23 protein-coding genes are annotated in these 23855 nt (G+C 56.2%); 15 read left to right on the top strand and 8 right to left on the bottom strand.

What is annotated here, in order from left to right:
* The 12 genes from murD (at position 1) to mutT (ending at position 14399) form a co-directional block, all read left to right on the top strand.
* Positions 1-1317: a UDP-N-acetylmuramoyl-L-alanine--D-glutamate ligase gene (gene murD, locus ACOTYH_RS12780; RefSeq protein ID WP_017694517.1), complete on the top strand. Its 1317-nt coding sequence runs from the start codon at positions 1-3 to the stop codon at positions 1315-1317.
* Entirely contained in the window at positions 1317-2561 is a 1245-nt protein-coding gene (gene ftsW / locus ACOTYH_RS12775; protein ID WP_006810115.1) for a cell division protein FtsW, read from the top strand. The genes murD and ftsW overlap by 1 nt, the downstream gene beginning before the upstream one ends.
* Positions 2558-3622 (top strand): undecaprenyldiphospho-muramoylpentapeptide beta-N-acetylglucosaminyltransferase, encoded by a 1065-nt coding sequence (murG, locus tag ACOTYH_RS12770; RefSeq protein WP_017383783.1) that lies wholly within the window; start codon positions 2558-2560, stop codon positions 3620-3622. Before ftsW ends, murG begins: the two co-directional genes overlap by 4 nt.
* Positions 3623-3681: 59 nt before the next feature.
* Positions 3682-5157 carry a UDP-N-acetylmuramate--L-alanine ligase gene (gene murC, locus ACOTYH_RS12765; RefSeq protein ID WP_003856345.1) on the top strand — a complete coding sequence of 492 codons (1476 nt, stop codon included), beginning with the start codon at positions 3682-3684 and terminating at the stop codon, positions 5155-5157.
* Positions 5150-6070, top strand: a complete 921-nt coding sequence (locus tag ACOTYH_RS12760) for a D-alanine--D-alanine ligase (protein ID WP_015572671.1) — start codon at positions 5150-5152, stop codon at positions 6068-6070. The genes murC and ACOTYH_RS12760 overlap by 8 nt, the downstream gene beginning before the upstream one ends.
* 1 nt (position 6071) lies before the next feature.
* Complete coding sequence (gene ftsQ / locus ACOTYH_RS12755) at positions 6072-6914, top strand: cell division protein FtsQ (RefSeq protein WP_003856342.1); 843 nt, start codon at positions 6072-6074, stop codon at positions 6912-6914.
* Complete coding sequence (ftsA, locus tag ACOTYH_RS12750; RefSeq protein WP_003856340.1) at positions 6911-8167, top strand: cell division protein FtsA; 1257 nt, start codon at positions 6911-6913, stop codon at positions 8165-8167. Before ftsQ ends, ftsA begins: the two co-directional genes overlap by 4 nt.
* Before the next feature lie 63 nt (positions 8168-8230).
* Positions 8231-9382, top strand: coding sequence for a cell division protein FtsZ (ftsZ, locus tag ACOTYH_RS12745; protein WP_003856338.1), 1152 nt, complete (start codon positions 8231-8233; stop codon positions 9380-9382).
* Between the two features lie 101 nt (positions 9383-9483).
* The gene (gene lpxC, locus ACOTYH_RS12740) at positions 9484-10401 is read left to right on the top strand and encodes a UDP-3-O-acyl-N-acetylglucosamine deacetylase (RefSeq protein WP_003856337.1); all 918 of its coding nucleotides are present in this window, start codon (positions 9484-9486) and stop codon (positions 10399-10401) included.
* A 280-nt stretch (positions 10402-10681) separates the two neighbouring features.
* Entirely contained in the window at positions 10682-11185 is a 504-nt protein-coding gene (secM, locus tag ACOTYH_RS12735) for a secA translation cis-regulator SecM (protein WP_032103219.1), read from the top strand.
* 58 nt (positions 11186-11243) lie between these two features.
* Positions 11244-13949 (top strand): preprotein translocase subunit SecA, encoded by a 2706-nt coding sequence (secA, locus tag ACOTYH_RS12730; protein ID WP_015572673.1) that lies wholly within the window; start codon positions 11244-11246, stop codon positions 13947-13949.
* 57 nt (positions 13950-14006) lie between these two features.
* Positions 14007-14399: an 8-oxo-dGTP diphosphatase MutT gene (gene mutT, locus ACOTYH_RS12725; protein WP_063933562.1), complete on the top strand. Its 393-nt coding sequence runs from the start codon at positions 14007-14009 to the stop codon at positions 14397-14399.
* Between the two features lie 34 nt (positions 14400-14433).
* Here mutT and yacG read toward each other — a convergent pair whose 3' ends face one another.
* Genes yacG through coaE form a run of 3 tightly spaced genes read right to left on the bottom strand, consistent with a single transcriptional unit; the run spans position 14434 to position 16001 of the window.
* Positions 14434-14628 carry a DNA gyrase inhibitor YacG gene (gene yacG / locus ACOTYH_RS12720; RefSeq protein ID WP_003856332.1) on the bottom strand — a complete coding sequence of 65 codons (195 nt, stop codon included), beginning with the start codon at positions 14626-14628 and terminating at the stop codon, positions 14434-14436.
* A gap of 9 nt (positions 14629-14637) precedes the next feature.
* Positions 14638-15381 (bottom strand): cell division protein ZapD, encoded by a 744-nt coding sequence (gene zapD, locus ACOTYH_RS12715; RefSeq protein ID WP_015572676.1) that lies wholly within the window; start codon positions 15379-15381, stop codon positions 14638-14640.
* Complete coding sequence (coaE, locus tag ACOTYH_RS12710; RefSeq protein ID WP_421637773.1) at positions 15381-16001, bottom strand: dephospho-CoA kinase; 621 nt, start codon at positions 15999-16001, stop codon at positions 15381-15383. Before coaE ends, zapD begins: the two co-directional genes overlap by 1 nt.
* Positions 16002-16229: 228 nt before the next feature.
* Between coaE and ACOTYH_RS12705 the strand changes: the two genes are divergently transcribed.
* Positions 16230-17273 (top strand): GMP reductase, encoded by a 1044-nt coding sequence (locus tag ACOTYH_RS12705; protein WP_017383777.1) that lies wholly within the window; start codon positions 16230-16232, stop codon positions 17271-17273.
* Positions 17274-17306: 33 nt separating this feature from the next.
* On the opposite strand, the gene hofC is transcribed toward ACOTYH_RS12705, so the two are convergent.
* From hofC to nadC, 4 genes are all read right to left on the bottom strand, one after another.
* On the bottom strand, positions 17307-18491 hold the full coding sequence (gene hofC / locus ACOTYH_RS12700; RefSeq protein ID WP_033486448.1) for a protein transport protein HofC: 1185 nt from the start codon (positions 18489-18491) through the stop codon (positions 17307-17309).
* A complete protein-coding gene (gene gspE, locus ACOTYH_RS12695; protein ID WP_032671436.1) occupies positions 18481-19860 on the bottom strand; it encodes a type II secretion system protein GspE in 1380 nt (459 codons plus the stop codon). The genes hofC and gspE overlap by 11 nt, the downstream gene beginning before the upstream one ends.
* A 12-nt stretch (positions 19861-19872) precedes the next feature.
* Positions 19873-20310, bottom strand: a complete 438-nt coding sequence (gene ppdD, locus ACOTYH_RS12690; protein ID WP_017383774.1) for a prepilin peptidase-dependent pilin — start codon at positions 20308-20310, stop codon at positions 19873-19875.
* Positions 20311-20484: 174 nt separating this feature from the next.
* Positions 20485-21378, bottom strand: coding sequence for a carboxylating nicotinate-nucleotide diphosphorylase (gene nadC / locus ACOTYH_RS12685; RefSeq protein ID WP_015572681.1), 894 nt, complete (start codon positions 21376-21378; stop codon positions 20485-20487).
* An 87-nt stretch (positions 21379-21465) separates the two neighbouring features.
* Between nadC and ampD the strand changes: the two genes are divergently transcribed.
* Both ampD and ampE read left to right on the top strand, forming a co-directional pair.
* Positions 21466-22029 carry a 1,6-anhydro-N-acetylmuramyl-L-alanine amidase AmpD gene (gene ampD / locus ACOTYH_RS12680; protein ID WP_421637772.1) on the top strand — a complete coding sequence of 188 codons (564 nt, stop codon included), beginning with the start codon at positions 21466-21468 and terminating at the stop codon, positions 22027-22029.
* Positions 22026-22880, top strand: a complete 855-nt coding sequence (gene ampE / locus ACOTYH_RS12675) for a beta-lactamase regulator AmpE (RefSeq protein WP_003856320.1) — start codon at positions 22026-22028, stop codon at positions 22878-22880. Before ampD ends, ampE begins: the two co-directional genes overlap by 4 nt.
* Positions 22881-22898: 18 nt before the next feature.
* Here the strand turns inward: ampE and ACOTYH_RS12670 are convergent, their stop codons facing one another.
* Positions 22899-23849, bottom strand: coding sequence for a family 43 glycosylhydrolase (locus ACOTYH_RS12670; protein WP_058688980.1), 951 nt, complete (start codon positions 23847-23849; stop codon positions 22899-22901).
* Between the last annotated feature and the right edge of the window lie 6 nt (positions 23850-23855).

Below are 23855 nucleotides of genomic sequence, written 5' to 3'. Positions count from 1 at the left end.
ATGGCAGATTACCAGGGCAAAAAAGTCGTTATCATCGGGTTAGGCCTCACCGGCCTCTCCTGCGTGGACTTTTTCCTTGCGCGTGGCGTGACGCCGCGCGTGATGGATACGCGCGTCTCTCCGTCGGGTCTGGACAAGCTGCCGGAGCAGGTTGAACGCCACCTGGGTGGTCTGAATGATGAGTGGCTGCTGGCCGCCGATCTGATTGTTGCCAGCCCCGGTATGGCGCTGGCGCATCCTTCCCTGAGCGCCGCCGCGGATGCGGGCGTTGAGATTGTCGGCGATATCGAACTGTTCTGCCGGGAGGCGCAGGCCCCGATCGTCGCCATTACCGGTTCAAACGGTAAAAGCACCGTCACCACGCTGGTGGGGGAAATGGCGAAGGCGGCGGGCAAAAATGTCGGCGTGGGCGGTAACATTGGTCTGCCCGCTCTGATGCTGCTTGATAAAGGGTGTGAGCTGTTCGTCCTTGAGCTTTCCAGCTTCCAGCTGGAAACCACTTCAAGCCTGCATGCGGCGGCGGCGACGATCCTAAACGTCACCGAAGATCATATGGACAGATACCCGTTCGGCTTGCAGCAGTACCGTGCGGCCAAACTGCGCGTTTATGAAAATGCCAAAGTTTGCGTAGTGAATGCCGATGATGCACTCACCATGCCGGTGCGCGGCGCAGACGAACGCTGCATTAGCTTCGGTATTAACATGGGTGACTATCACCTTAATCGTCAGCAGGGCGAAACTTGGCTACGCGTGAAAGGTGAGAAAGTGCTGAACGTGAAAGAGATGATGCTCTCCGGCCAGCATAACTACACCAATGCTCTGGCGGCGCTGGCGCTGGCGGATGCCGTTGGCCTGCCGCGATCTTCAAGCCTGAAGGCGCTCACCACCTTTACCGGCCTGGCGCACCGCTTCCAGCTGGCGCTGGAGCACAACGGCGTACGCTGGATTAATGATTCCAAAGCGACCAACGTGGGTAGCACCGAGGCGGCACTGAACGGTTTGCACGTTGATGGCACGCTATACCTGCTGCTGGGCGGCGACGGTAAATCGGCTGACTTCTCCTCGCTAAAGCAGTACCTCAACGGTGATAACGTGCGCCTGTATTGCTTTGGCCGCGATGGCAGCGAGCTGGCAGCGTTGCGTCCTGAAGTCGCCGAGCAAACCGAGACCATGGAGCAGGCGATGCGCCTCATCGCCCCACGCGTGAAGCCCGGCGATATGGTACTGCTCTCACCAGCCTGTGCCAGCCTCGATCAATTCAAGAGTTTCGAACAGCGGGGTGATGTCTTTACCCGCCTGGCGAAGGAGTTAGGCTGATGCGTTTATCTCTCCCTCGCCTGAAAATGCCGCGCCTGCCAGGATTTGGTATCCTGGTATGGCTGTTTACGGCGCTGAAAGGCTGGGTGATGGCTTCCCGGGATAAAGATTCCGACAGCCTGATCATGTACGACCGCACGCTGTTCTGGCTCACGCTGGGGCTGGCAGCGATCGGCTTTATTATGGTCACCTCGGCGTCAATGCCTGTCGGACAGCGTCTGGCAAACGACCCGTTCCTGTTTGCCAAGCGTGACGGGCTGTACATCATTCTCGCGTTCTGCCTGGCAATGATCACCTTACGCCTGCCGATGTCGTTCTGGCAGCGGCACAGTACAGCCATGCTCATCGCCTCAATCATCATGCTGTTGATCGTTCTGGTTGTCGGGAGCTCCGTTAACGGGGCATCACGCTGGATTGCCTTTGGGCCACTGCGTATCCAGCCCGCGGAGTTCACCAAACTGTCGTTGTTCTGCTACCTGGCTAACTACCTGGTGCGTAAAGTTGACGAAGTTCGTAACAACCTTCGTGGCTTCTTAAAACCGATGGGCGTGATTCTGGTCCTCGCGATCCTGCTGCTGGCGCAGCCCGACCTCGGTACGGTAGTCGTACTGTTTGTCACTACGCTGGCGATGCTGTTCCTGGCGGGCGCAAAACTGTGGCAGTTCATTGCCATCATCGGGATGGGGATTTCGGCGGTGGTGCTGCTGATCCTCGCCGAACCCTACCGTATCCGCCGTGTGACCTCGTTCTGGAACCCATGGGAAGATCCGTTCGGCAGCGGTTACCAGCTGACGCAGTCGCTGATGGCGTTTGGCCGCGGCGAAGTCTGGGGTCAAGGCCTGGGCAACTCGGTACAAAAACTGGAGTATTTACCGGAGGCGCACACCGACTTCATCTTCTCCATTATTGGGGAAGAACTGGGTTATATCGGTGTGGTATTGGCGCTATTAATGGTATTCTTCGTCGCTTTCCGCGCCATGTCGATTGGCCGGAAAGCGCTGGAGATCGATCACCGCTTCTCCGGTTTCCTGGCCTGCTCAATTGGTATCTGGTTTAGCTTCCAGGCGCTGGTAAACGTTGGGGCGGCAGCGGGTATGCTGCCGACCAAAGGTCTGACGTTGCCGTTGATCAGTTATGGTGGTTCGAGTCTGTTGATCATGTCGACGGCCATCATGTTTTTGTTACGCATAGATTATGAAACGCGTCTGGAGAAAGCTCAGGCGTTTACACGAGGTTCACGATGAATCAACCGAAGCGGTTAATGGTGATGGCAGGCGGTACCGGTGGACACGTGTTCCCGGGACTGGCGGTTGCGCACCATTTAATGGAACAGGGCTGGCAGGTACGCTGGCTGGGAACCGCAGACCGCATGGAAGCCGATCTGGTACCTAAACACGGTATCGAGATCGACTTTATTCGTATTTCTGGCCTTCGTGGCAAAGGGATCAAGGCGCAGCTGCTGGCGCCGGTGCGCATTTTCAATGCCTGGCGTCAGGCGCGCGCCATTATGAAGCGTTTTAAGCCTGACGTCGTTCTGGGCATGGGCGGTTACGTTTCCGGTCCGGGCGGACTGGCGGCGTGGTCACTGGGCATCCCCGTTGTTCTGCATGAGCAGAACGGTATTGCCGGGTTGACCAACAAATGGCTGGCAAAAATCGCCACCAAAGTTATGCAGGCCTTCCCCGGGGCATTCCCGAAAGCGGATGTCGTAGGGAATCCGGTACGTGTGGACGTGCTGGCGCTGCCGCTGCCAGATACGCGTCTGGCGGGTCGCGAAGGGCCGGTGCGCGTGCTGGTCGTCGGCGGTTCCCAGGGCGCACGTATTTTAAACCAGACGATGCCGCAGGTTGCGGCAAAACTGGGTGATGCGGTGACCATCTGGCACCAGAGCGGGAAGGGCGCTCAGCAGACCGTTGAGCAGGCCTACGTGCAGGAAGGTCAGCCGCAGCATAAAGTGACTGAATTTATTGATGATATGGCCGCAGCCTATGCCTGGGCCGATGTTGTGGTCTGTCGCTCGGGCGCGCTGACGGTGAGCGAAATCGCCGCCGCCGGTTTACCGGCGCTGTTTGTGCCGTTCCAGCACAAAGACCGACAGCAGTACTGGAATGCGCTGCCGCTTGAGAAAGCGGGCGCAGCGAAGATTTTTGAGCAGCCACAATTTACCGCTGATGCGGTCGCCACTACCCTGGCGGGCTGGAACCGGGATGTATTACTGGAGATGGCGCAACGCGCACGCGCGACCGCTATCCCGGATGCAACGGAACGGGTGGCAAAAGAAGTGAGCCTGGCAGCCCAGGCATAATTCTCGCAGTGCGTGTTGCGCTGCACGATTTTTTTGAAGTAGTCGATGGCGTTTAGAGAATGAATACACAACAACTGGCAAAACTGCGTTCTATCGTGCCCGAGATGCGTCGCGTCCGGCACATTCACTTTGTCGGCATCGGTGGTGCTGGCATGGGCGGTATTGCCGAAGTGTTAGCTAACGAAGGCTATCAGATCAGCGGGTCTGACCTGGCGCCAAACCCTGTTACGCAGCAGCTGGCGTCGCTGGGGGCGACTATCTATTTCAATCATCGCCCGGAAAACGTGAGCGATGCGAGCGTGGTTGTGGTGTCCAGCGCTATCTCCGCGGATAACCCGGAAATCGTTGCGGCGCATGAGGCGCGCATCCCGGTGATCCGTCGCGCGGAAATGCTGGCGGAACTGATGCGTTTCCGTCACGGCATTGCGGTGGCCGGTACGCACGGTAAAACCACCACAACAGCGATGGTCTCCAGCATTTATGCGGAAGCGGGTCTCGACCCGACGTTCGTTAACGGTGGTCTGGTGAAAGCCGCTGGCGTGCATGCGCGTCTGGGCCACAGCCGTTATCTGATTGCGGAAGCGGATGAGAGCGATGCGTCGTTCCTGCATCTACAGCCGATGGTGGCGATCGTCACCAACATCGAAGCTGACCATATGGACACTTACCAGGGCGACTTCGAGAACTTAAAGCAGACCTTTATTAACTTCCTGCACAACCTGCCGTTCTATGGCCGTGCGGTGATGTGCGTGGACGATCCGGTTATTCGCGAGCTGCTGCCGCGCGTCGGGCGTCAAATTACGACCTACGGCTTCAGCGAAGACGCGGATGTACGCGTAGAAGATTACAAGCAGATCGGTGCGCAGGGGCATTTCACCCTCGCGCGTCAGGATAAAGACCTGCTGCATGTCACCCTGAACGCTCCGGGACGTCACAACGCCCTGAATGCGGCAGCGGCGGTGGCTGTTGCGACAGAAGAAGGCATTGACGATGAAGCGATCCTGCGCGCACTGGAAAGCTTCCAGGGGACGGGCCGTCGCTTCGACTTCCTCGGTGAATTCCCGCTGGAGCCGGTAAACGGTAAGCCAGGTTCTGCGATGCTGGTAGACGACTACGGTCACCATCCGACGGAAGTGGACGCAACCATCAAAGCGGCACGCGCGGGTTGGCCGGAAAAGAATCTGGTCATGATCTTCCAGCCGCACCGTTACACGCGTACTCGCGATCTGTATGACGATTTTGCCAACGTCCTTTCGCAGGTCGATACCCTGCTGATGCTGGATGTTTATGCAGCGGGTGAAACTCCGATTCCGGGTGCGGACAGTCGTTCTTTATGTCGTACCATCCGTGGACGCGGTAAAGTGGATCCTATTCTGGTTCCCGACCCGGCTCAGGTGGCTGAAATGCTTGCCCCGGTCCTGACGGGTAACGATCTGATCCTGATTCAGGGCGCGGGAAATATCGGCAAAATCGCCCGTACCTTAGCTGAAATCAAACTGAAGCCGCAAACTCAGGAGGACGAGCGTCATGGCTGATAAGATTGCTGTCCTGTTTGGCGGCACTTCCGCCGAACGCGAGGTTTCTCTGAATTCGGGCGCTGCCGTGCTGGCGGGCCTGCGTGAAGGTGGTGTGGACGCGCATCCGGTTGATCCGAAAGAGGTGGACGTCACGCAGCTGAAAGCGATGGGCTTCGATAAAGCCTTTATCGCGTTGCACGGTCGCGGCGGTGAAGACGGCACGTTGCAGGGGCTGCTGGAGCTGATCGGGATGCCGTACACCGGCAGCGGCGTGATGGCATCCGCCATCTCCATGGATAAACTGCGCAGCAAACTGCTGTGGCAGGGGGCGGACCTGCCCGTTGCGCCATGGGTTGCACTGACGCGTCGTGAATATGAAATGGGTCTGTCGGACAGCGTTAATACACGCATTGCGGCACTGGGCTTACCGGTTATTGTGAAGCCGAGCCGTGAAGGGTCGAGCGTGGGAATGTCCAAAGTCGATAAAGCTGTAGATTTGGCTGACGCTTTAGCACTGGCATTTCAACATGATGAAGAAGTTCTGATTGAAAAATGGCTTAGCGGGCCGGAATTTACCGTCGCGATGCTTGGCGAAGAAATTTTACCGTCAATTCGCATCCAACCCGCCGGAGTCTTCTATGATTATGAGGCGAAGTATCTCTCTGATGAGACGCAATATTTCTGCCCAGCGGGTCTTGAAGCAGAGCGTGAGGCCGAATTACAGTCTCTGGTGCTTAAAGCCTGGAATGTGCTGGGATGTCGTGGCTGGGGACGCATTGACGTGATGCTTGACGGTGACGGGCAATTTTATCTGCTGGAAGCAAACACGTCTCCGGGTATGACCAGCCATAGCCTTGTGCCGATGGCGGCGCGTCAGGCGGGAATGAGCTTCTCGCAGTTAGTCGTACGTATTCTGGACCAGGCGGGCTGATATGTCTCAGGCTGCATTGAACACGCGCAACCGCGATGACGAAGAAGAATACTCCTCTTCGCGCCGGAGTAATGGAACGCGTCTTGCAGGGATCATCTTCCTGCTCGGGGTGCTGTGCACCGTGTTTATCAGCGGCTGGATGGTGCTGGGCTGGATGGAAGACGCGCAGCGGTTGCCGCTGTCGAAGCTGGTGGTGACCGGGGAGCGACACTACACGCGTAACGATGACATTCGCCAGTCGATTCTGGCGCTTGGGTCGCCTGGCACCTTTATGACGCAGGACGTCAACATTATCCAGAGTCAGATTGAACGTCTGCCGTGGATAAAACAGGCGAGTGTCAGAAAACAATGGCCTGATGAATTGAAGATTCATCTGGTTGAATATGTGCCGATTGCGCGTTGGAATGATCAGCATATGGTTGACGTAGACGGAAATTCGTTCAGCGTCCCGAGCGATCGTGTCAACAAGCAGAATTTACCGATGTTGTATGGCCCGGAAGGCAGCGAAAACGAAGTATTGCAGGGTTTTCGTGAGATGGGGCAGGTGCTGGCTAAGGATCGCTTTACGTTAAAAGATGCTGCGATGACGGCGCGCCGTTCCTGGCAGTTGACCCTAACGAATGGCATTAAGCTCAATCTTGGCCGCGGCGACACAATGAAACGTCTGGCGCGTTTTGTAGAACTTTACCCGGTTTTACAGCAGCAGGCGCAGACGGATGGCAAACGGATAAGCTACGTTGATTTGCGCTATGACTCAGGCGCAGCAGTCGGTTGGGAGCCGGCTCCGGTCGAGGAACCTAATCAGCAACAAAATCAGGCACAGGTACAGGCAGAACAACAATGATCAAGTCGACGGACAGAAAATTGGTAGTAGGACTGGAGATTGGCACCGCGAAGGTTGCCGCTTTGGTAGGGGAAGTTCTGCCCGACGGTATGGTCAATATCATTGGCGTGGGCAGCTGCCCCTCCCGTGGTATGGATAAAGGTGGGGTAAACGACCTTGAGTCGGTGGTGAAATGCGTTCAGCGCGCCATCGACCAGGCTGAATTGATGGCAGATTGCCAGATTTCCTCTGTCTATCTGGCCCTGTCTGGTAAGCACATCAGCTGCCAGAATGAAATCGGTATGGTGCCGATTTCTGAAGAAGAGGTGACGCAGGAAGACGTTGAGAACGTTGTCCACACGGCGAAATCCGTGCGTGTTCGCGACGAGCACCGTGTGCTGCATGTGATCCCGCAGGAATACGCGATCGACTACCAGGAAGGCATCAAGAATCCGGTCGGTCTCTCGGGCGTGCGTATGCAGGCAAAAGTGCACCTGATCACATGTCACAACGATATGGCGAAGAACATTGTAAAAGCCGTTGAACGTTGTGGCCTGAAAGTTGACCAACTCATTTTCGCCGGTCTTGCCGCGAGCTATTCCGTGCTGACCGAAGACGAACGTGAACTGGGCGTCTGTGTGGTCGATATTGGTGGTGGTACAATGGACATGGCCGTCTATACCGGCGGTGCGTTACGCCACACCAAAGTGATCCCGTACGCCGGGAATGTGGTGACCAGCGATATCGCTTACGCCTTTGGTACGCCACCGAGCGATGCAGAGGCGATTAAAGTGCGCCATGGTTGCGCGCTGGGCTCTATCGTCGGCAAAGACGAGAGCGTTGAAGTGCCGAGCGTAGGCGGGCGACCGCCGCGCAGCCTGCAACGCCAGACGCTGGCAGAGGTGATTGAGCCGCGTTATACCGAGCTGCTCAACCTGGTCAACGAAGAGATTTTGCAGTTACAGGAACAGCTTCGCCAGCAGGGTGTGAAACATCATCTCGCGGCGGGGATTGTATTAACCGGCGGGGCAGCGCAAATTGAAGGTCTTGCGGCCTGCGCTCAGCGCGTGTTCCATACGCAGGTGCGTATTGGTGCGCCGCTGAATATTACCGGTTTAACGGATTACGCTCAGGAGCCGTATTACTCAACGGCCGTGGGCCTGCTGCACTACGGGAAAGAATCCCATTTGAGTGGTGAAGCAGAAGTGGAAAAACGCGTCTCGGTGGGGTCTTGGGTCAAACGACTTAACACCTGGTTGCGAAAAGAGTTTTAATTTTTTTAAGAGACCGGAGAGAATTAGCGGTCTCGGGCGACAGGCACAACGGAGAGAGAGATTATGTTTGAACCTATGGAATTAACCAACGACGCGGTGATTAAAGTCATCGGCGTCGGTGGCGGCGGCGGTAACGCCGTAGAGCACATGGTGCGCGAGCGCATCGAAGGTGTTGAATTCTTCGCGGTGAACACCGATGCGCAGGCGCTGCGTAAAACGGCTGTTGGCCAGACGATTCAGATCGGTGGTGGCATCACCAAAGGTCTGGGAGCAGGGGCTAACCCGGAAGTGGGCCGCAACGCGGCTGAAGAAGATCGTGAAGCGCTGCGCGCTGCACTGGACGGTGCAGACATGGTCTTCATCGCAGCGGGTATGGGCGGCGGTACAGGTACCGGTGCAGCACCCGTTGTGGCGGAAGTCGCTAAAGATTTAGGTATTCTGACCGTTGCTGTCGTGACCAAGCCTTTCAACTTTGAAGGTAAGAAGCGTATGGCTTTCGCGGAGCAGGGTATCACCGAGCTGTCCAAGCACGTGGACTCTCTGATTACCATCCCGAACGACAAGCTGCTGAAAGTGCTGGGTCGCGGTATCTCTCTGCTGGACGCCTTTGGCGCGGCAAACGACGTGCTGAAAGGCGCGGTTCAGGGTATTGCTGAACTGATTACCCGTCCTGGTCTGATGAACGTTGACTTTGCAGACGTTCGCACCGTGATGTCCGAGATGGGCTACGCGATGATGGGCTCTGGCGTGGCGAGCGGCGAAGACCGTGCGGAAGAAGCCGCTGAAATGGCGATCTCTTCTCCACTGCTGGAAGATATCGATCTGTCTGGTGCGCGCGGCGTGCTGGTCAACATTACCGCTGGCTTTGACCTGCGTCTGGATGAGTTCGAAACCGTGGGTAACACCATCCGTGCGTTCGCCTCTGACAACGCGACCGTCGTTATCGGTACGTCCCTTGATCCGGAAATGAACGACGAACTGCGTGTGACCGTTGTGGCCACCGGTATCGGTATGGACAAGCGTCCTGAGATCACCCTGGTGACCAACAAACAGACTCAGCAGCCGGTTATGGATCGTTACCAGCAGCACGGTATGGCGCCTCTGACTCAGGAGCAAAAACCCGCTGCGAAAGTGGTGAACGACCCGACTCCACAAACGGCAAAAGAGCCAGATTATCTGGATATCCCGGCGTTCCTGCGTAAGCAAGCTGACTAAGAATTGGCTGGAATTTGGGGATTTGCGCTCTTTGTGCTAAACTGGCCCACCGTTAGTGATATACACTCTCGGTTGGATAGTTAATTTGGCGAGATTATACGATGATCAAACAAAGGACACTTAAACGTATCGTTCAGGCGACGGGTGTCGGTTTACATACCGGCAAGAAAGTCACACTGACGTTACGCCCTGCGCCGGCCAATACCGGGGTCATCTATCGTCGCACCGACTTGAATCCACCGGTAGATTTTCCGGCCGATGCCAAATCTGTGCGTGATACTATGCTCTGTACTTGTCTGGTGAACGAGCATGACGTGCGGATTTCTACCGTAGAGCACCTGAACGCCGCCCTGGCGGGTCTGGGTATCGACAACATTATGGTTGAAGTCGATGCGCCAGAAATCCCGATTATGGACGGGAGTGCTGCTCCGTTCGTTTATTTGTTGCTGGATGCCGGCATCGAAGAACTGAACTGCGCGAAGAAATTTGTTCGCATTAAAGAGACCGTTCGCGTCGAAGATGGCGACAAATGGGCTGAATTCAAACCGTACAATGGTTTCTCGTTGGACTTCACCATCGATTTTAACCATCCGGCGATTGACTCCAGCACTCAGCGCTATGCGATGAACTTCTCTGCGGATGCGTTCATGCGTCAGATCAGCCGAGCACGTACCTTCGGCTTTATGCGTGATATCGAATATCTGCAATCCCGCGGCCTGTGCCTGGGCGGCAGCTTCGATTGTGCCATCGTTGTTGACGATTATCGCGTACTGAACGAAGACGGCCTGCGTTTTGAAGATGAATTTGTTCGTCACAAAATGCTGGACGCGATCGGCGACCTCTTCATGTGTGGTCACAACATCATTGGTGCATTTACCGCGTTTAAATCCGGTCATGCACTGAACAACAAACTGTTGCAGGCCGTCCTGGCAAAACAGGAAGCCTGGGAATATGTGACCTTCGAAGACGAAGCTGAACTGCCGCTGGCGTTCAAAGCCCCGACTATGGTCCTGGCGTAACGGTTAAAGCCGTTTCGTAAGAAAAGCGACTGGTTCACCTGGTACTCTCTCCGACCAGGGAAGCCAGTCGTTTTTATTTCTGCCCTTCTTTAATTTGTCCCCCTCACCCCTGGCCTGTGTCGGGTGCCGAATAACGGTGTGTTCGCTGCATTATTGACCGTTTTTACCTGCTGCAAGGTGTCATTCCTGCTGCCGTGTATTGGCTTTAGTGGTAATATCTGGGCGCTAAAAAAGAATAACTGAACTCAGCCTGCACTGGCGGGCGAACGTGGTGGAGCAAGTGAGCGGAATACTGACGCGCTGGCGACAATTTGGCAGACGTTACTTCTGGCCGCATCTCTTATTGGGGATGGTCGCGGCGAGTTTCGGCTTGCCTGTGCTCAGCAACAGCGCAGACGCGGCCACGCCAGCACGTTCCACGACGACCAAACACGATCTCACCACACGGGTTAACTTCACTAATCTCGCATGGCTTGAAGCCAGCCGCCGTCCCAATTTCTCCGTTGATTACTGGCAGCAGCACGCGATTCGCACGGTTATCCGCCATCTGTCGTTCGCGATGGCGCCGCAGACGATGCCTGTTGCGGAAGAAACGCTGCCGGTTCAGGCTCAGCATCTTGCCCTGCTCGATACGCTTAATGCGCTTCTGACGCAGGACAACCAGCCGCCAGTGACCGTAAATCAGACGGCGCAAACGGATTTTGTTTCCCCTGCATCCTTCTCTGTTTCGACATGGATTAGCCAGGTTCACGGCATCCGTGCCGGGCCTCAACGCCTCAGCTAAATTAACCTTTTTCAATACCTTAATTTATCTGCCCGACTGGGGCGTTTGAGAATTTATTATGCTAATCAAATTGTTAACCAAAGTTTTTGGTAGTCGTAACGATCGTACCCTGCGCCGCATGCGCAAAGCTGTGAACGTCATCAACGGTATGGAACCGGCGATGGAGAAGCTCACTGATGATGAGCTGAAAGCGAAAACCGCGGAGTTCCGTGCGCGTCTGGAGAAAGGTGAAACCTTAGAAAGCCTGATCCCGGAAGCCTTCGCCGTTGTACGTGAGGCCAGTAAACGCGTGTTCGGCATGCGTCACTTCGACGTGCAGCTGCTGGGCGGGATGGTGCTCAACGAGCGCTGCATCGCGGAAATGCGTACCGGTGAAGGTAAAACCCTGACGGCAACGCTGCCGGCTTACCTGAATGCGCTGACGGGTAAGGGCGTTCACGTTGTTACCGTCAACGACTATCTGGCGCAGCGCGACGCAGAAAACAACCGTCCACTGTTCGAATTCCTCGGCATGACCGTGGGCATTAACATGTCCGGCCTGCCGGCACCTGCCAAGCGTGAAGCCTACAACGCGGACATCACCTACGGCACCAACAACGAATACGGCTTCGACTACCTGCGCGACAACATGGCGTTCAGCCCGGAAGAGCGCGTCCAGCGTAAACTGCACTATGCGCTGGTGGATGAGGTTGACTCCATTCTGATCGATGAAGCGCGTACCCCGCTGATCATCTCCGGCCCGGCCGAAGACAGCTCCGAGATGTACCGTAAAGTCGACAAAATCATTCCTCACCTGCTGCGTCAGGAGAAAGAAGACTCCGATACCTTCCAGGGTGAAGGTCACTTCTCCGTGGATGAAAAAGCGCGTCAGGTCAACCTGACCGAACGCGGTCTGGTGAAAATCGAAGAGTTGCTGGTGGCTGAAGGCATTATGGAAGAGGGCGAGTCTCTGTACTCCCCGAGCAACATCATGCTGATGCACCACGTAACGGCCGCACTGCGCGCGCACGCCCTGTTCACCCGCGACGTTGACTACATCGTTAAAGACGGCGAAGTCATCATCGTCGATGAACACACCGGCCGTACCATGCAGGGACGTCGCTGGTCCGATGGCCTGCACCAGGCCGTGGAAGCGAAAGAAGGCGTGGATATTCAAAACGAAAACCAGACGCTGGCATCCATCACCTTCCAGAACTACTTCCGTCTGTACGAGAAGCTGGCGGGGATGACCGGTACCGCAGATACCGAAGCGTTTGAGTTCAGCTCCATCTATAAGCTGGATACCGTGGTAGTACCTACCAACCGTCCGATGATCCGTAAGGATATGCCGGACCTGGTATACATGACTGAAGCGGAAAAAATTCAGGCGATCATTGAAGATATTCGCGAACGTACCGCGAAGGGCCAGCCGGTACTGGTGGGGACCATCTCCATCGAGAAATCCGAAGTGGTATCTAACGAGCTGACCAAAGCAGGCATCAAACACAACGTTCTGAACGCCAAGTTCCACGCTAAAGAAGCAGATATCGTTGCGCAGGCGGGTTACCCGGCTGCCGTAACCATCGCCACCAACATGGCGGGTCGTGGTACCGATATTATGCTCGGCGGTAGCTGGCAGGCCGAAGTGGCGGAGCTGGAAAACCCAACCCCAGAGCAAATCGCGCAGATCAAAGCCGACTGGCAGGTGCGTCACGACGCGGTGCTGGCATCCGGTGGTCTGCACATCATTGGTACCGAGCGTCATGAATCTCGTCGTATCGATAACCAGCTGCGCGGTCGTGCAGGTCGTCAGGGTGATGCCGGTTCTTCCCGCTTCTATCTGTCTATGGAAGATGCGCTGATGCGTATTTTCGCCTCTGACCGTGTGTCCGGCATGATGCGTAAACTGGGCATGAAACCTGGCGAAGCGATCGAGCACCCGTGGGTTACCAAAGCGATTGCCAACGCCCAGCGTAAAGTGGAAAGCCGCAACTTCGATATTCGTAAGCAGCTGCTGGAATATGATGACGTTGCCAACGACCAGCGTCGTGCGATCTACACCCAGCGTAACGAACTGCTGGACGTGTCCGACGTGAGCGAAACCATCAACAGCATTCGCGAAGATGTGTTCAAAGCCACTATCGACGCGCACATTCCGCCGCAGTCTCTGGAAGAGATGTGGGATATCGAAGGTTTGCAGGAACGTCTGAAAAACGACTTCGATCTCGAACTGCCAATCAAAGAGTGGCTGGACAAAGAGCCTGAGCTGCACGAAGAGACCCTTCGCGAGCGTATCTACGAAACCGCGCTGGACGTCTACAAGCGTAAGGAAGAAGTGGTTGGCGCAGAGATGATGCGTCACTTCGAGAAAGGCGTAATGTTGCAGACCCTGGACTCCCTGTGGAAAGAGCACCTGGCGGCAATGGACTACCTGCGTCAGGGTATCCATCTGCGTGGTTATGCGCAGAAAGATCCGAAGCAGGAGTACAAGCGTGAATCCTTCTCCATGTTTGCTGCCATGCTGGAGTCGCTGAAGTATGAAGTCATCAGCACCCTGAGCAAAGTTCAGGTGCGTATGCCGGAAGAAGTGGAAGCGATGGAGCAGCAGCGTCGTGAAGAAGCTGAGCGTCTGGCACAGATGCAGCAGTTGAGCCATCAGACCGATGAGAGCGAAGCCGCAGCGGCAATCGCAGCGCAGACGGGCGATCGTAAAGTCGGTCGTAACGATCCGTGCCCATGCGGTTCCGGCAAAAAATACAAGGCGTGCCACGGCCGCCTGAGCTAAGAACATAACAAACCGAAAAGGCGCAGATATCTGCGCCTTTTTTATGGAAGTGACATGATGAAAACACTGCAAATTGCTGTCGGGATCATTCGCAACCCGCAAAATCAGATCTTCATTACCCAACGTGACGCCGATGCGCACATGGCCAACAAATGGGAATTCCCCGGCGGAAAAATCGAATCAGGTGAAACGCCGGAGCAGGCGCTGGTGCGTGAGCTTCAGGAAGAGGTGGGGATCACCCCGCTTGGCGCAACGCTGTTCGATAAGCTGGAGTACCAGTTTCCGGATCGTCACATCACGCTGTGGTTCTGGCTGGTTGAAAACTGGGAAGGTGAGCCGTGGGGAAAAGAGGGGCAGCCGGGTAACTGGATTGAGCTTCAGGCCAGCGATGCGGAAAAATTCCCGCCTGCCAATGAGCCTGTGATCCTCCGGCTGGCCGCACAACCGTAGGCCTGCTAAGCGACGCGCCAGCAGGCTTTGAACGTTACTGCTGGTTTTCGCTCCAGTCATCGCTATCCGAGAGATCGCCTTCGCTCGGAATGCGTTTCTCTTCCGCCGCCCATTCGCCCAGGTCTATAAGCTGACAGCGCTTACAGCAGAATGGGCGAAATGGACTCACTTCTCCCCAGACGACAGTTTTCCCACAGGTTGGGCAGTTTACGGTGGTTACGTCAGACATTGGCACTCCTTAACAACAGGCCAGTTCAAAATCGAGGCGTTCCGGCACGGTGCCATGTTCACTGTCCAGCGGCATAAAGCGGATCGCGAAACGGCTTTTATGCCCGGAAATTTGCGGGTAAAGCTGCTCGCCAAGAGACAGGTTCAGGCGCAGAAGATCGGCGTCGTCGCCGTTATCCTGATAGAAACCGTTGAGACTGGTTTGTTTGCGGAACGGGGCAGAGTTACGCACAAGATCGAGGATCAGGGATAACGTCTGATTCATCGGCTCCAGGCTGCCCAGCCAGCTGTTCACCTGGCGATCGCGCTGTTCCTGCGGCATGTGCAGCCACATATGCAGCGTTGGCAGGTCAAAGCTACAGCATCCGCCCGGTATGCTCAGGCGCTGGCGCACCAGCGCAATCAGACGATCCTCTCGTAAAAACTGGCCAACGCGCGGCGCGGCCATCAGGGTCGTGCTGCTGTTTTTTAGCTGCTGGCGTAAAGCGTCAATTCGACTTTGATCCACGCCCGGTACTTCGGCCCAGGCCTGTAATTTACGCTGCTGGCGCTCCAGCTCTTTCAACAGCTCAGTGCGGACGTCGCCGCGTTCAATCACATCCAGCAGATCGCCCACGTTGCGGAAAAAATGCAGCGCGGTGGCGTGATCGTTGACAGGCAGATGTTGTGAAAGCTGTTGAATAAGAAATTCTATGCGTAGCCAGGTACGCATTTTTTCGTTAAGCGGGTGCTCAAAAAGGATATGAGTCGACATTATGGTTTTTCCTGTGCAACGGCCTGCGCGGCGAAGGTCAGATACTGCGCGTGCAGACGAGCAACATCCGATGCAATGGCATCTGGTGCGCCGTTATTATCAATAACATCATCCGCAAAGGCGAGGCGCGCTTCGCGCGTGGCCTGTGCGGCAAGAATTTGTTCAGCATGCTCGCGAGAAACATGGTCACGCGCCATGGTTCTCTTGATTTGCGTTTCGCGGGAAACGTCAATCACCAGCGTTCTGTCTGCTTTATTTTGAAGCTGATTTTCCACCAGTAACGGGACCACCCACAACACATAGGGCGAACTGGCTGCGGCAATCTGACGCTGAGTTTCCTGGTGGATAATGGGGTGGAGCAGGGCATTAAGCCAGGCTTTTTCCGCTGGAACGGAAAATATGCACTCACGCAGCTGCCGACGATTCAGGGTGCCGTCAGCCTGTATCACACGGCGACCAAAATGCGCTTCGATGGCGTTTAAGGCGGGTGTATTGGGTTCTACCACCTGACGGGCAATGATATCGGCGTCGATAATCGTGATGCCGAGACGAGCAAACGCGTGCGCAACGGTGCTTTTACCACTACCGATGCCGCCGGTTAATGCGACGATATACCCCATTAAATCAGATCCTGGGAATTATTCAGTTTTAAAATCAGTTGCTTGAAATTCAAACTTACAACAGCCAATGTTTAGCTCTCTTTACCCGCTTTTTACCAGGTAAATTTATAGGATTGTAGCGTAAAAAAAGAGAATTTCGCAGTCTTGCGGAGCAGGTATTAGTGCGTATGATAGCGTCACTGGAGTTGTGCTTTTAATATATTTGCCTCTAACCCCAGGAATCCGCACATGCGTATCGAAGAAGATCTGAAGTTAGGTTTCAAAGACGTTCTTATCCGCCCTAAACGCTCTACACTGAAAAGTCGCTCAGACGTTGAACTCGAACGTCAATTCACCTTTAAGCATTCCGGTCAGACGTGGTCTGGCGTGCCGATTATCGCGGCCAACATGGACACCGTCGGAACCTTCGAGATGGCTACCGCACTGGCGCAATTCGACATCCTTACTGCGGTACACAAACACTACAGCGCTGAAGAGTGGGATGCGTTTGTCGCCTCCGCCTCGGCTGACGTGGTGAAGCATGTGATGGTCTCGACCGGTACCTCTGATGCAGATTTCGAGAAAACCAAACAGATCCTGAACGCCAATCCGGCGCTGAATTTTGTCTGCATTGACGTGGCAAATGGTTATTCCGAGCATTTCGTTCAGTTCGTCAGCAAGGCACGTGAGGCCTGGCCAACCAAAACCATCATCGCGGGCAACGTGGTGACCGGTGAAATGTGTGAAGAGCTGATCCTCTCCGGGGCCGACATTGTAAAAGTTGGCATTGGCCCGGGGTCCGTTTGCACCACGCGCGTGAAAACCGGTGTGGGTTATCCGCAGCTGTCTGCGGTAATTGAATGCGCTGACGCTGCGCACGGTCTGGGCGGCCAGATCATCAGCGACGGTGGCTGCACCATGCCAGGCGATGTCGCGAAAGCCTTCGGCGGCGGCGCGGATTTCGTGATGCTCGGCGGCATGCTGGCAGGCCACGAAGAGAGCGGCGGTACCGTGGTGGAAGAGAACGGCGAGAAATTCATGCTGTTCTACGGAATGAGCTCTGAATCCGCGATGACCCGTCACGTGGGCGGTGTCGCGAAATACCGTGCGGCGGAAGGCAAAACCGTTAAGCTGCCACTGCGTGGTCCGGTCGAAAACACGGCGCGCGATATCCTCGGCGGTCTGCGTTCTGCCTGCACCTACGTTGGTGCTTCCCGCCTGAAAGAGCTGACGAAACGCACGACGTTTATCCGCGTTCAGGAGCAGGAAAACCGCGTATTTAATAGCCTCTGACGGCTACGGCTGGCGCGCGTCCGTGCGCCAGCGTTACCCCGCGCTCATTGCATCCCCCAGATGGAAAATCGGCAAATACATTGCCACCACCAGCGTGCCGATAATCAGACCCGTCACGACCAGTAGCAAAGGCTCAAGAAGCGCTGCCAGATTGTCTGCCTGCTGAAATGTCTGTTCCGTATGGTGGCGGGCCAGATTCATCAGCATCACATCCAGTGAACCCGACACTTCTCCGGTGCGAATGAGCTGAATACACAGTGGCGTAAAAACAGAGGCCTTCTGGAAGGAGGACCACACGGGCATCCCCTGTTCGATATCGCTGCGTATCTCACGGAGTTTCTCCTGCCAGTAGCCCCTCTCAACGGTCTCCTCCACACTCTCCAGTCCTTGTAAAAAGGCAATTCCGGCCTGCTGGGTTAATGACAGCACGGTAAAAATCTGCCCCAGTTTTTGCCCGCGCGTCAGCGTGCCCATCACCGGTACGTGTAACAAGACATACTGCCAGCGTGGATGCCGCCGCAGCTTACAGGCGATGACAACCATTGCCACGAGCAGGGTCAAAAGGGTGAGGATATGCGCCTGAACCAAGGCCGCCAGCCCCATGACTGCCTGCGTGAGCAAAGGGAGCGGGGTGTTGAACGTTTTGTAGATTGCAGCAAACTCAGGCAAAACCAGCGTGACCATCGCCAGCACCACGAAAACGGCCAGCGTCAGGATGATCAGCGGATAGCGCAGCGCTTTCTTTACCTTCGCACTGAGCTGCTGCTGGGATTTTTGTTGCTGCGCAAGCTGACGGCAGCAGGCTTCGAGCTTACCCGTCAGCTCACCCGTCTTCACCATTGAGACATAAAGAGGGCTAAACACCTCTGGCCATTTCTTCATGGCCTCTGACAGGGCGCAACCTTCGCTCAGGTCATCAGCAAGACTGTGCAGCAGCGCCTGCCAGTGCTGCAAAGGATGCTGTTCCGCAAGCATGTGCAGGCTTTGGGATAGCGTGAGTCCAGCCTGTAGCAGCGTGGCGAGCTGGCGAAAAATATCGTAGCAGTGCTGCACCTGCCATCGGTGGCGCTGCTGACAGCGTTTTAGCGCCAGCGGGTGCAGTTGTTTAAGCACCAGAGCCGTGTAAGCTGCGCCACGGTCGATGGCCCAGAGGGTGCCGGTTTGCACCTCCCCCTCGGTGTTCAGGGCACGCCAGCGCCAGAGCGAATTAGCAGCCATCGGGCATTCCCAGGACGCGCAACAGCTCTTCGAGCGTGGTCAGCCCTTGTTCTACGGCCATGCAGCCATGCTCAAACAAAGAGGTCATTCCCGCCTGACGAGCGCTGGACCCAATCACCTCCGTGCTTGCTCCGCTGGCGATGGCCTGCCGCAGCGTGTCGTCGATGACGAGCACTTCAAAAATGGCTACGCGACCATAAAAACCGTGGTAGCAGCGATCGCAGCCGGTGGGTTGCCAGCGAGGAAGCGGCCGGGGCCACAGCGTGCGGGGTAATTCGGTGTGGCGGCTGGCTTCCTGTCGGCAGTACGGACATAAACGGCGCACCAGTCGCTGGGCAATCACCATCGAGAGCGCCGAAGAGATCATCCAGCGCGCGACGCCCATCTGTTGCAGCCGTACCAGCGTTTCAGTCGTCGAATTAGTATGGAGGGTGGACAGCACCAGATGCCCGGTTTGCGCCGCCTTAATGGCAATTTCTGCCGTTTCGCCGTCACGAATTTCACCCACCATAATGATGTCAGGATCCTGCCTGAGCAGGGCACGCAGCACGCTCTGGAAGGTCAGCCCCGCGCGCGGATTAATCTGCGTCTGGTTTAAGCCTGCAAGCGGGATTTCAACGGGATCTTCCACGCTGCAAATATTGACGTCAGGGGTATTTCGCACCTGTAACGCGCTGTACAGCGTCACTGTTTTCCCGCTACCGGTCGGGCCGGTGACCAGAATCAACCCCTGAGGGCTGTTAAGCGCCCCGGCAAAACGGGCCTGCTGGTCTGCGCTCATCCCCAGCTGTTCAAGCTCCAGTGCCTGCTGTACCTGGTGAAGCAGACGAAGCACGATTTTTTCTCCACCGCTACAGGGAAGGGTTGCGATACGAAAAGAGACGGGGACGCTTGCCAGCTCCACCGTAAACTGGCCGTCCTGCGGCAGCCGGCGCTCCGCAATATCCAGTTGACCCAGCACCTTCAGGCGTGCGGCAAGCGTCGTCCCGAGGGTGGCAGAGATCGGCAGTTGCGGGTAGAGAACACCGTCGATTCGCAAACGGATTTGGTAGCCGTGCTCCGTCGGTTCAATATGGATGTCAGAAGCCCGCTGGTTTACTGCCTGCTGCAAGGTTGTACTGAGCACGTCAGCGGCTGAGTTTGGCGCTATGCCCGGCAGGTGTGATGATGAGAGGGACTGAAGCCGTTTTTCCATCCGTTCGGCCGTCCAGCACTCAATATCAATACGCTTCTGCGTGGCGAAGCGTAACGCTTCCATCAGCTCAGAGGCAGGATTACCCACTACCGCAATGCTGATCATGTCGGTGTCGCTTGCGAGTAGCAGTGCGTGATGGCGCTGACAGAGCGTCATAAGCTGTTCAGTATTCATTGTCCACTCCTGTCAGTTGTTATCGAAGCGGAAAACATCTTCACAGGCTTGTCTGAGCGCCGTGTCGGACGCAATTTTGCAGTCACGCGTCCAGCCCGTCATTCCGTTACCGTCGCTCCAGATCGGTGTCATGAGCACTTCAAGTCCGTTAAGGCTTTCCTGCCCTGTTAACGATACGACCCCCTTCGCCACGCTCATCGCTGAAACGTAACGTGTGGTTGTCGGGGAGGGGATGCCATTGGTGCCTGCGTCGCAGCGATCCACACCACCACGATCCAGGGCGCAAAGCTCAATGGCGGTGCGGTAGGGGATGAACGTTTGCAGCATATCGGTGAGCGCCGCTTTTCGCAGGTAGTTCTGATAGGCCGGAACGCCAATGGCGCTCAGGATGGCAATAATGCCAATGACCACCATTAGCTCAATCAGGGTAAATCCTTGTTGTCTGTTCATGTCTGCTCCTTACGTTAAGTGGCGCTACTGTGGCAGTGCCAGCATGCAGAAACGAGGGACAAAAGCGTGAACGTGAAGGGGCTTTCAGGGAAATGATTCAGTGTTGCAGAGAAGGACAGCGTAATTGCGAGCGGTTTCGTATTTCCCCTCTCCGGGCGGAGAGGGGAGGCTAATTTATTTGAAGCGCATCGAGAGGTCGAGGGCGCGGACGTGCTTGGTCAGGGCGCCAACGGAGATGTAATCGACGCCGGTTTCAGCAAATTCGCGGATGGTGTCGAACGTCACGTTGCCGGACACCTCAAGCTGCGCCTGGCCGTTTGTGCGTTTGACCGCTTCACGCATCTGCTCCGTGTCGAAGTTATCGAGCATGATGATGTCAGCCCCCGCTTTAATGGCCTCGTCCAGCTCCTCCAGCGTTTCCACTTCCACTTCGACCGGCACATCCGGATGTAGCCAGAAGGCTTTTTCCACGGCCTGACGCACCGAGCCAGAGGCAATAATGTGGTTCTCTTTAATCAGGAAGGCATCGGATAGCCCCAGACGATGGTTGGCGCCGCCACCGCAGAGTACCGCGTATTTCAGCGCGGTGCGCAGGCCCGGCAGGGTTTTACGGGTATCCAGCAACTGCGTGCGGGTGCCTGCCAGCAGGTCAACGTAGCGGCGTACTTCACTGGCAACGCCAGAGAGCGTTTGCACAAAATTGAGCGCGGTGCGTTCACCGGTCAGCAAGACGCGGGACGGGCCGTCCAGCTCGAACAGTGGCTGATTCGCGGTGACCGCATCACCGTCTTCAACGTGCCATGTTACCTGCACCTCGTCGCCTGCCAGCTGGGTAAAGACCTCCTCAACCCAGCGTTTGCCGCAGAAAACCCCCGCTTCGCGGGTGATGATCACCGCATGCGAGCGTGTCTCTTTTGGCAACAATTGGGCGGTAATATCGTTATCGGCGCTGACGTCGCCGCCGAGATCTTCTTTCAGGGCATGGGCAACGCTTGCCGGGATATCACTATTAATACGTTCCAGAAGCGCGTCACGTCGGTGGTCGGGGTTATAGCGGCGAGGCGGCATGATAAAACTCCAAATTGGTAACGAATCATAATATTGAAACATGCTACTCTGAACCGAGTAACAGCACCATAGATAAGGAGTTCCAGCATGTTGTTAGAAAACGGATGGCTGGTGGACGCGCGGCATGTACCGTCGCCGCACCACGACTGCCGCCCGGAGGATGAAAAGCCCACACTGCTGGTGGTTCACAATATTAGTCTCCCGGCGGGTGAGTTTGGCGGTCCGTGGATCGATGCGTTATTCACTGGAACGATAGATCCCGATGCCCACCCCTTCTTTGCTGAGATTGCGCATCTGCGCGTATCGGCGCACTGTCTGATCCGTCGTGATGGCGAAGTGGTTCAGTATGTTCCTTTTGATAAGCGAGCCTGGCATGCTGGCGTGTCGATGTATCAGGGGCGCGAGCGGTGCAATGATTTCTCTATTGGAATTGAACTGGAAGGAACGGACACCACGCCTTACACCGATGCGCAATATGAGAAACTGGTTGCTGTAACGCAAACGTTAATCGGGCGCTATCCCGCCATTGCAGACAATATTACAGGGCACAGCGACATCGTCCCGGAAAGAAAAACCGACCCCGGCCCGGCGTTTGACTGGTCCCGGTTTCACGCCATGCTTACCACGTCGTCAGATAAGGAGATAACATGACGTTGTTTACCATGCTGCTGGTTATGATCGCTGAACGCCTGTTTAAGCTCGGCGAGCACTGGCATCTGGATCATCGGCTGGAGGTGTTATTCCGCCGCATCAGGCATTTTTCCATGCTGCGCACGCTGCTGATGGCGGCAGGCGTGATGGCGATTACGTTCCTGTTGCTGCGCTCGCTTTACGGCCTCTTTTTCAACGTGCCGCTGCTGGTGGTGTGGATCCTGCTCGGCGTGCTGTGTATTGGCGCGGGCAAGGTGCGTTTGCACTATCACGCGTATCTGAAAGCCGCTTCCCGGGATGATGCCCACGCGCGCGGCGCGATGGCGAGCGAGTTGACGATGATCCACGGCGTACCGCCGGATTGCGATGAACGCGAGTTTCTGCGGGAGCTGCAAAACGCGCTGCTGTGGATTAACTTCCGTTACTACCTGGCGCCGCTGTTCTGGTTCGTGGTGGGCGGACCCTGGGGGCCGGTTCTGCTGATGGGTTATGCGTTCCTGCGCGCCTGGCAGACCTGGCTTGCCCGCTATCTTACGCCGCATGAACGTCTACAGTCCGGCATTGATGCCATCCTGCACGTGCTCGACTGGCTTCCGGTGCGTCTGGTAGGCGTGGTCTATGCCCTCATCGGTCACGGTGAAAAGGCGCTGCCCGCGTGGTTTGTCTCCCTTGCAGACCGCCATACCTCGCAGTATCAGGTTTTAACCCGACTGGCACAGTTCTCGCTGGCGCGTGAGCCGCACACGGATAAAGTCGCAACGCCAAAAGCTGCCGTCTCGATGGCGAAGAAAACATCCTTTGTGGTGGTGGTGATTGTGGCGCTGCTAACGATTTACGGCACGCTGGTCTGACCCAGCGCGCCGAAGCCGTTACGGCGTATCCGCGGGCGGGATGCCGAAGTCAGGCATCCCGTTTTCGTTCCAGCGGACGAGTTTCAGGCGAGTATGGCGATTGGGATCGTAAAGCGGATCGCCTTCAATTTCAGTGTAGTTTCGCGCGTGGTAGACCAGCACATCTTCGCCTTCCGGCGTCTGCGTAAAGCTGTTATGGCCTGGCCCATACTGACGGTTTTCGTAGCTGGTGACGAACACCGGGCGCGGGGATTTATGCCAGTTAGCCGGGTTTTGCGGATCGGCATTCAGGTCTGCCCACAGTAATCCCATGCAGTAGTTCTCGTCGGTGGCGCTGGCGGAATAGCTGATAAACAGCTTATCGCCATGGAACAGCACCGCCGGGCCTTCGTTGACCCAGAACCCATGGCACTCCCAGTCATATTCCGGTTTACTGAGCATCACCGGCTCGCCTTTCAGCGTCCACGGATTTTCCATTTCACACAGGTAAAGATTGGAGTTACCGGAAATGTCCGGGGCTTTTTGCGCCCACAGATACCAGCGTTTACCCTGATGAACAAAGGTGGTGGCATCCAGCGCGAAGGTGTCAAACGGGGTTTTGATTTGCCCTTTTTCCACCCACGTACCGGTGAGCGGATCGCCGTCTGCGCATTCAATGGCAAACATGCGATGCTGGAACATCCCGAGCTGATCAAGCGCCTGGGTATGCGTGGCGGCAAAATAGATGTACCACCTGCCGTCGATATGATGCAGCTCGGGCGCCCAGATCAGCTGGCTCATCGGGCCGGTGTCGGGCTTGCGCCAGACAATCACCTCTTCGGCATCGCGTAAACCTTCCAGCGAGTCCGCGCGGCGGATCGCCAGCCGATCGTACTCCGGCACGGAGGCGATAAAGTAATATTGCCCATCGTGACGCAGGATATACGGGTCGGCGCGTTGTTCAATAAACGGGTTTGGCCAGGTTTGCATTCGGCT

Source organism: Enterobacter cloacae complex sp. SHL001, from assembly GCF_049236825.1.
GTDB lineage: Bacteria > Pseudomonadota > Gammaproteobacteria > Enterobacterales > Enterobacteriaceae > Enterobacter > Enterobacter hormaechei_C.
This window is presented reverse-complemented; position numbering and strand designations above follow the sequence as displayed.

Excerpts from the sequence above, each read along its gene's own strand:
- murD (WP_017694517.1), top strand. The coding sequence starts at position 1 with ATGGCAGATTACCAGGGCAAAAAAGTCGTTATCATCGGGTTAGGCCTC.
- ftsW (WP_006810115.1), top strand. The coding sequence starts at position 1,317 with ATGCGTTTATCTCTCCCTCGCCTGAAAATGCCGCGCCTGCCAGGATTT.
- murG (WP_017383783.1), top strand. The coding sequence starts at position 2,558 with ATGAATCAACCGAAGCGGTTAATGGTGATGGCAGGCGGTACCGGTGGA.
- murC (WP_003856345.1), top strand. The coding sequence starts at position 3,682 with ATGAATACACAACAACTGGCAAAACTGCGTTCTATCGTGCCCGAGATG.
- ACOTYH_RS12760 (WP_015572671.1), top strand. The coding sequence starts at position 5,150 with ATGGCTGATAAGATTGCTGTCCTGTTTGGCGGCACTTCCGCCGAACGC.
- ftsQ (WP_003856342.1), top strand. The coding sequence starts at position 6,072 with ATGTCTCAGGCTGCATTGAACACGCGCAACCGCGATGACGAAGAAGAA.
- ftsA (WP_003856340.1), top strand. The coding sequence starts at position 6,911 with ATGATCAAGTCGACGGACAGAAAATTGGTAGTAGGACTGGAGATTGGC.
- ftsZ (WP_003856338.1), top strand. The coding sequence starts at position 8,231 with ATGTTTGAACCTATGGAATTAACCAACGACGCGGTGATTAAAGTCATC.
- lpxC (WP_003856337.1), top strand. The coding sequence starts at position 9,484 with ATGATCAAACAAAGGACACTTAAACGTATCGTTCAGGCGACGGGTGTC.
- secA (WP_015572673.1), top strand. The coding sequence starts at position 11,244 with ATGCTAATCAAATTGTTAACCAAAGTTTTTGGTAGTCGTAACGATCGT.
- mutT (WP_063933562.1), top strand. The coding sequence starts at position 14,007 with ATGAAAACACTGCAAATTGCTGTCGGGATCATTCGCAACCCGCAAAAT.
- yacG (WP_003856332.1), bottom strand. The coding sequence starts at position 14,628 with ATGTCTGACGTAACCACCGTAAACTGCCCAACCTGTGGGAAAACTGTC.
- zapD (WP_015572676.1), bottom strand. The coding sequence starts at position 15,381 with ATGTCGACTCATATCCTTTTTGAGCACCCGCTTAACGAAAAAATGCGT.
- coaE (WP_421637773.1), bottom strand. The coding sequence starts at position 16,001 with ATGGGGTATATCGTCGCATTAACCGGCGGCATCGGTAGTGGTAAAAGC.
- ACOTYH_RS12705 (WP_017383777.1), top strand. The coding sequence starts at position 16,230 with ATGCGTATCGAAGAAGATCTGAAGTTAGGTTTCAAAGACGTTCTTATC.
- hofC (WP_033486448.1), bottom strand. The coding sequence starts at position 18,491 with ATGGCTGCTAATTCGCTCTGGCGCTGGCGTGCCCTGAACACCGAGGGG.
- gspE (WP_032671436.1), bottom strand. The coding sequence starts at position 19,860 with ATGAATACTGAACAGCTTATGACGCTCTGTCAGCGCCATCACGCACTG.
- ppdD (WP_017383774.1), bottom strand. The coding sequence starts at position 20,310 with ATGAACAGACAACAAGGATTTACCCTGATTGAGCTAATGGTGGTCATT.
- nadC (WP_015572681.1), bottom strand. The coding sequence starts at position 21,378 with ATGCCGCCTCGCCGCTATAACCCCGACCACCGACGTGACGCGCTTCTG.
- ampD (WP_421637772.1), top strand. The coding sequence starts at position 21,466 with ATGTTGTTAGAAAACGGATGGCTGGTGGACGCGCGGCATGTACCGTCG.
- ampE (WP_003856320.1), top strand. The coding sequence starts at position 22,026 with ATGACGTTGTTTACCATGCTGCTGGTTATGATCGCTGAACGCCTGTTT.
- ACOTYH_RS12670 (WP_058688980.1), bottom strand. The coding sequence starts at position 23,849 with ATGCAAACCTGGCCAAACCCGTTTATTGAACAACGCGCCGACCCGTAT.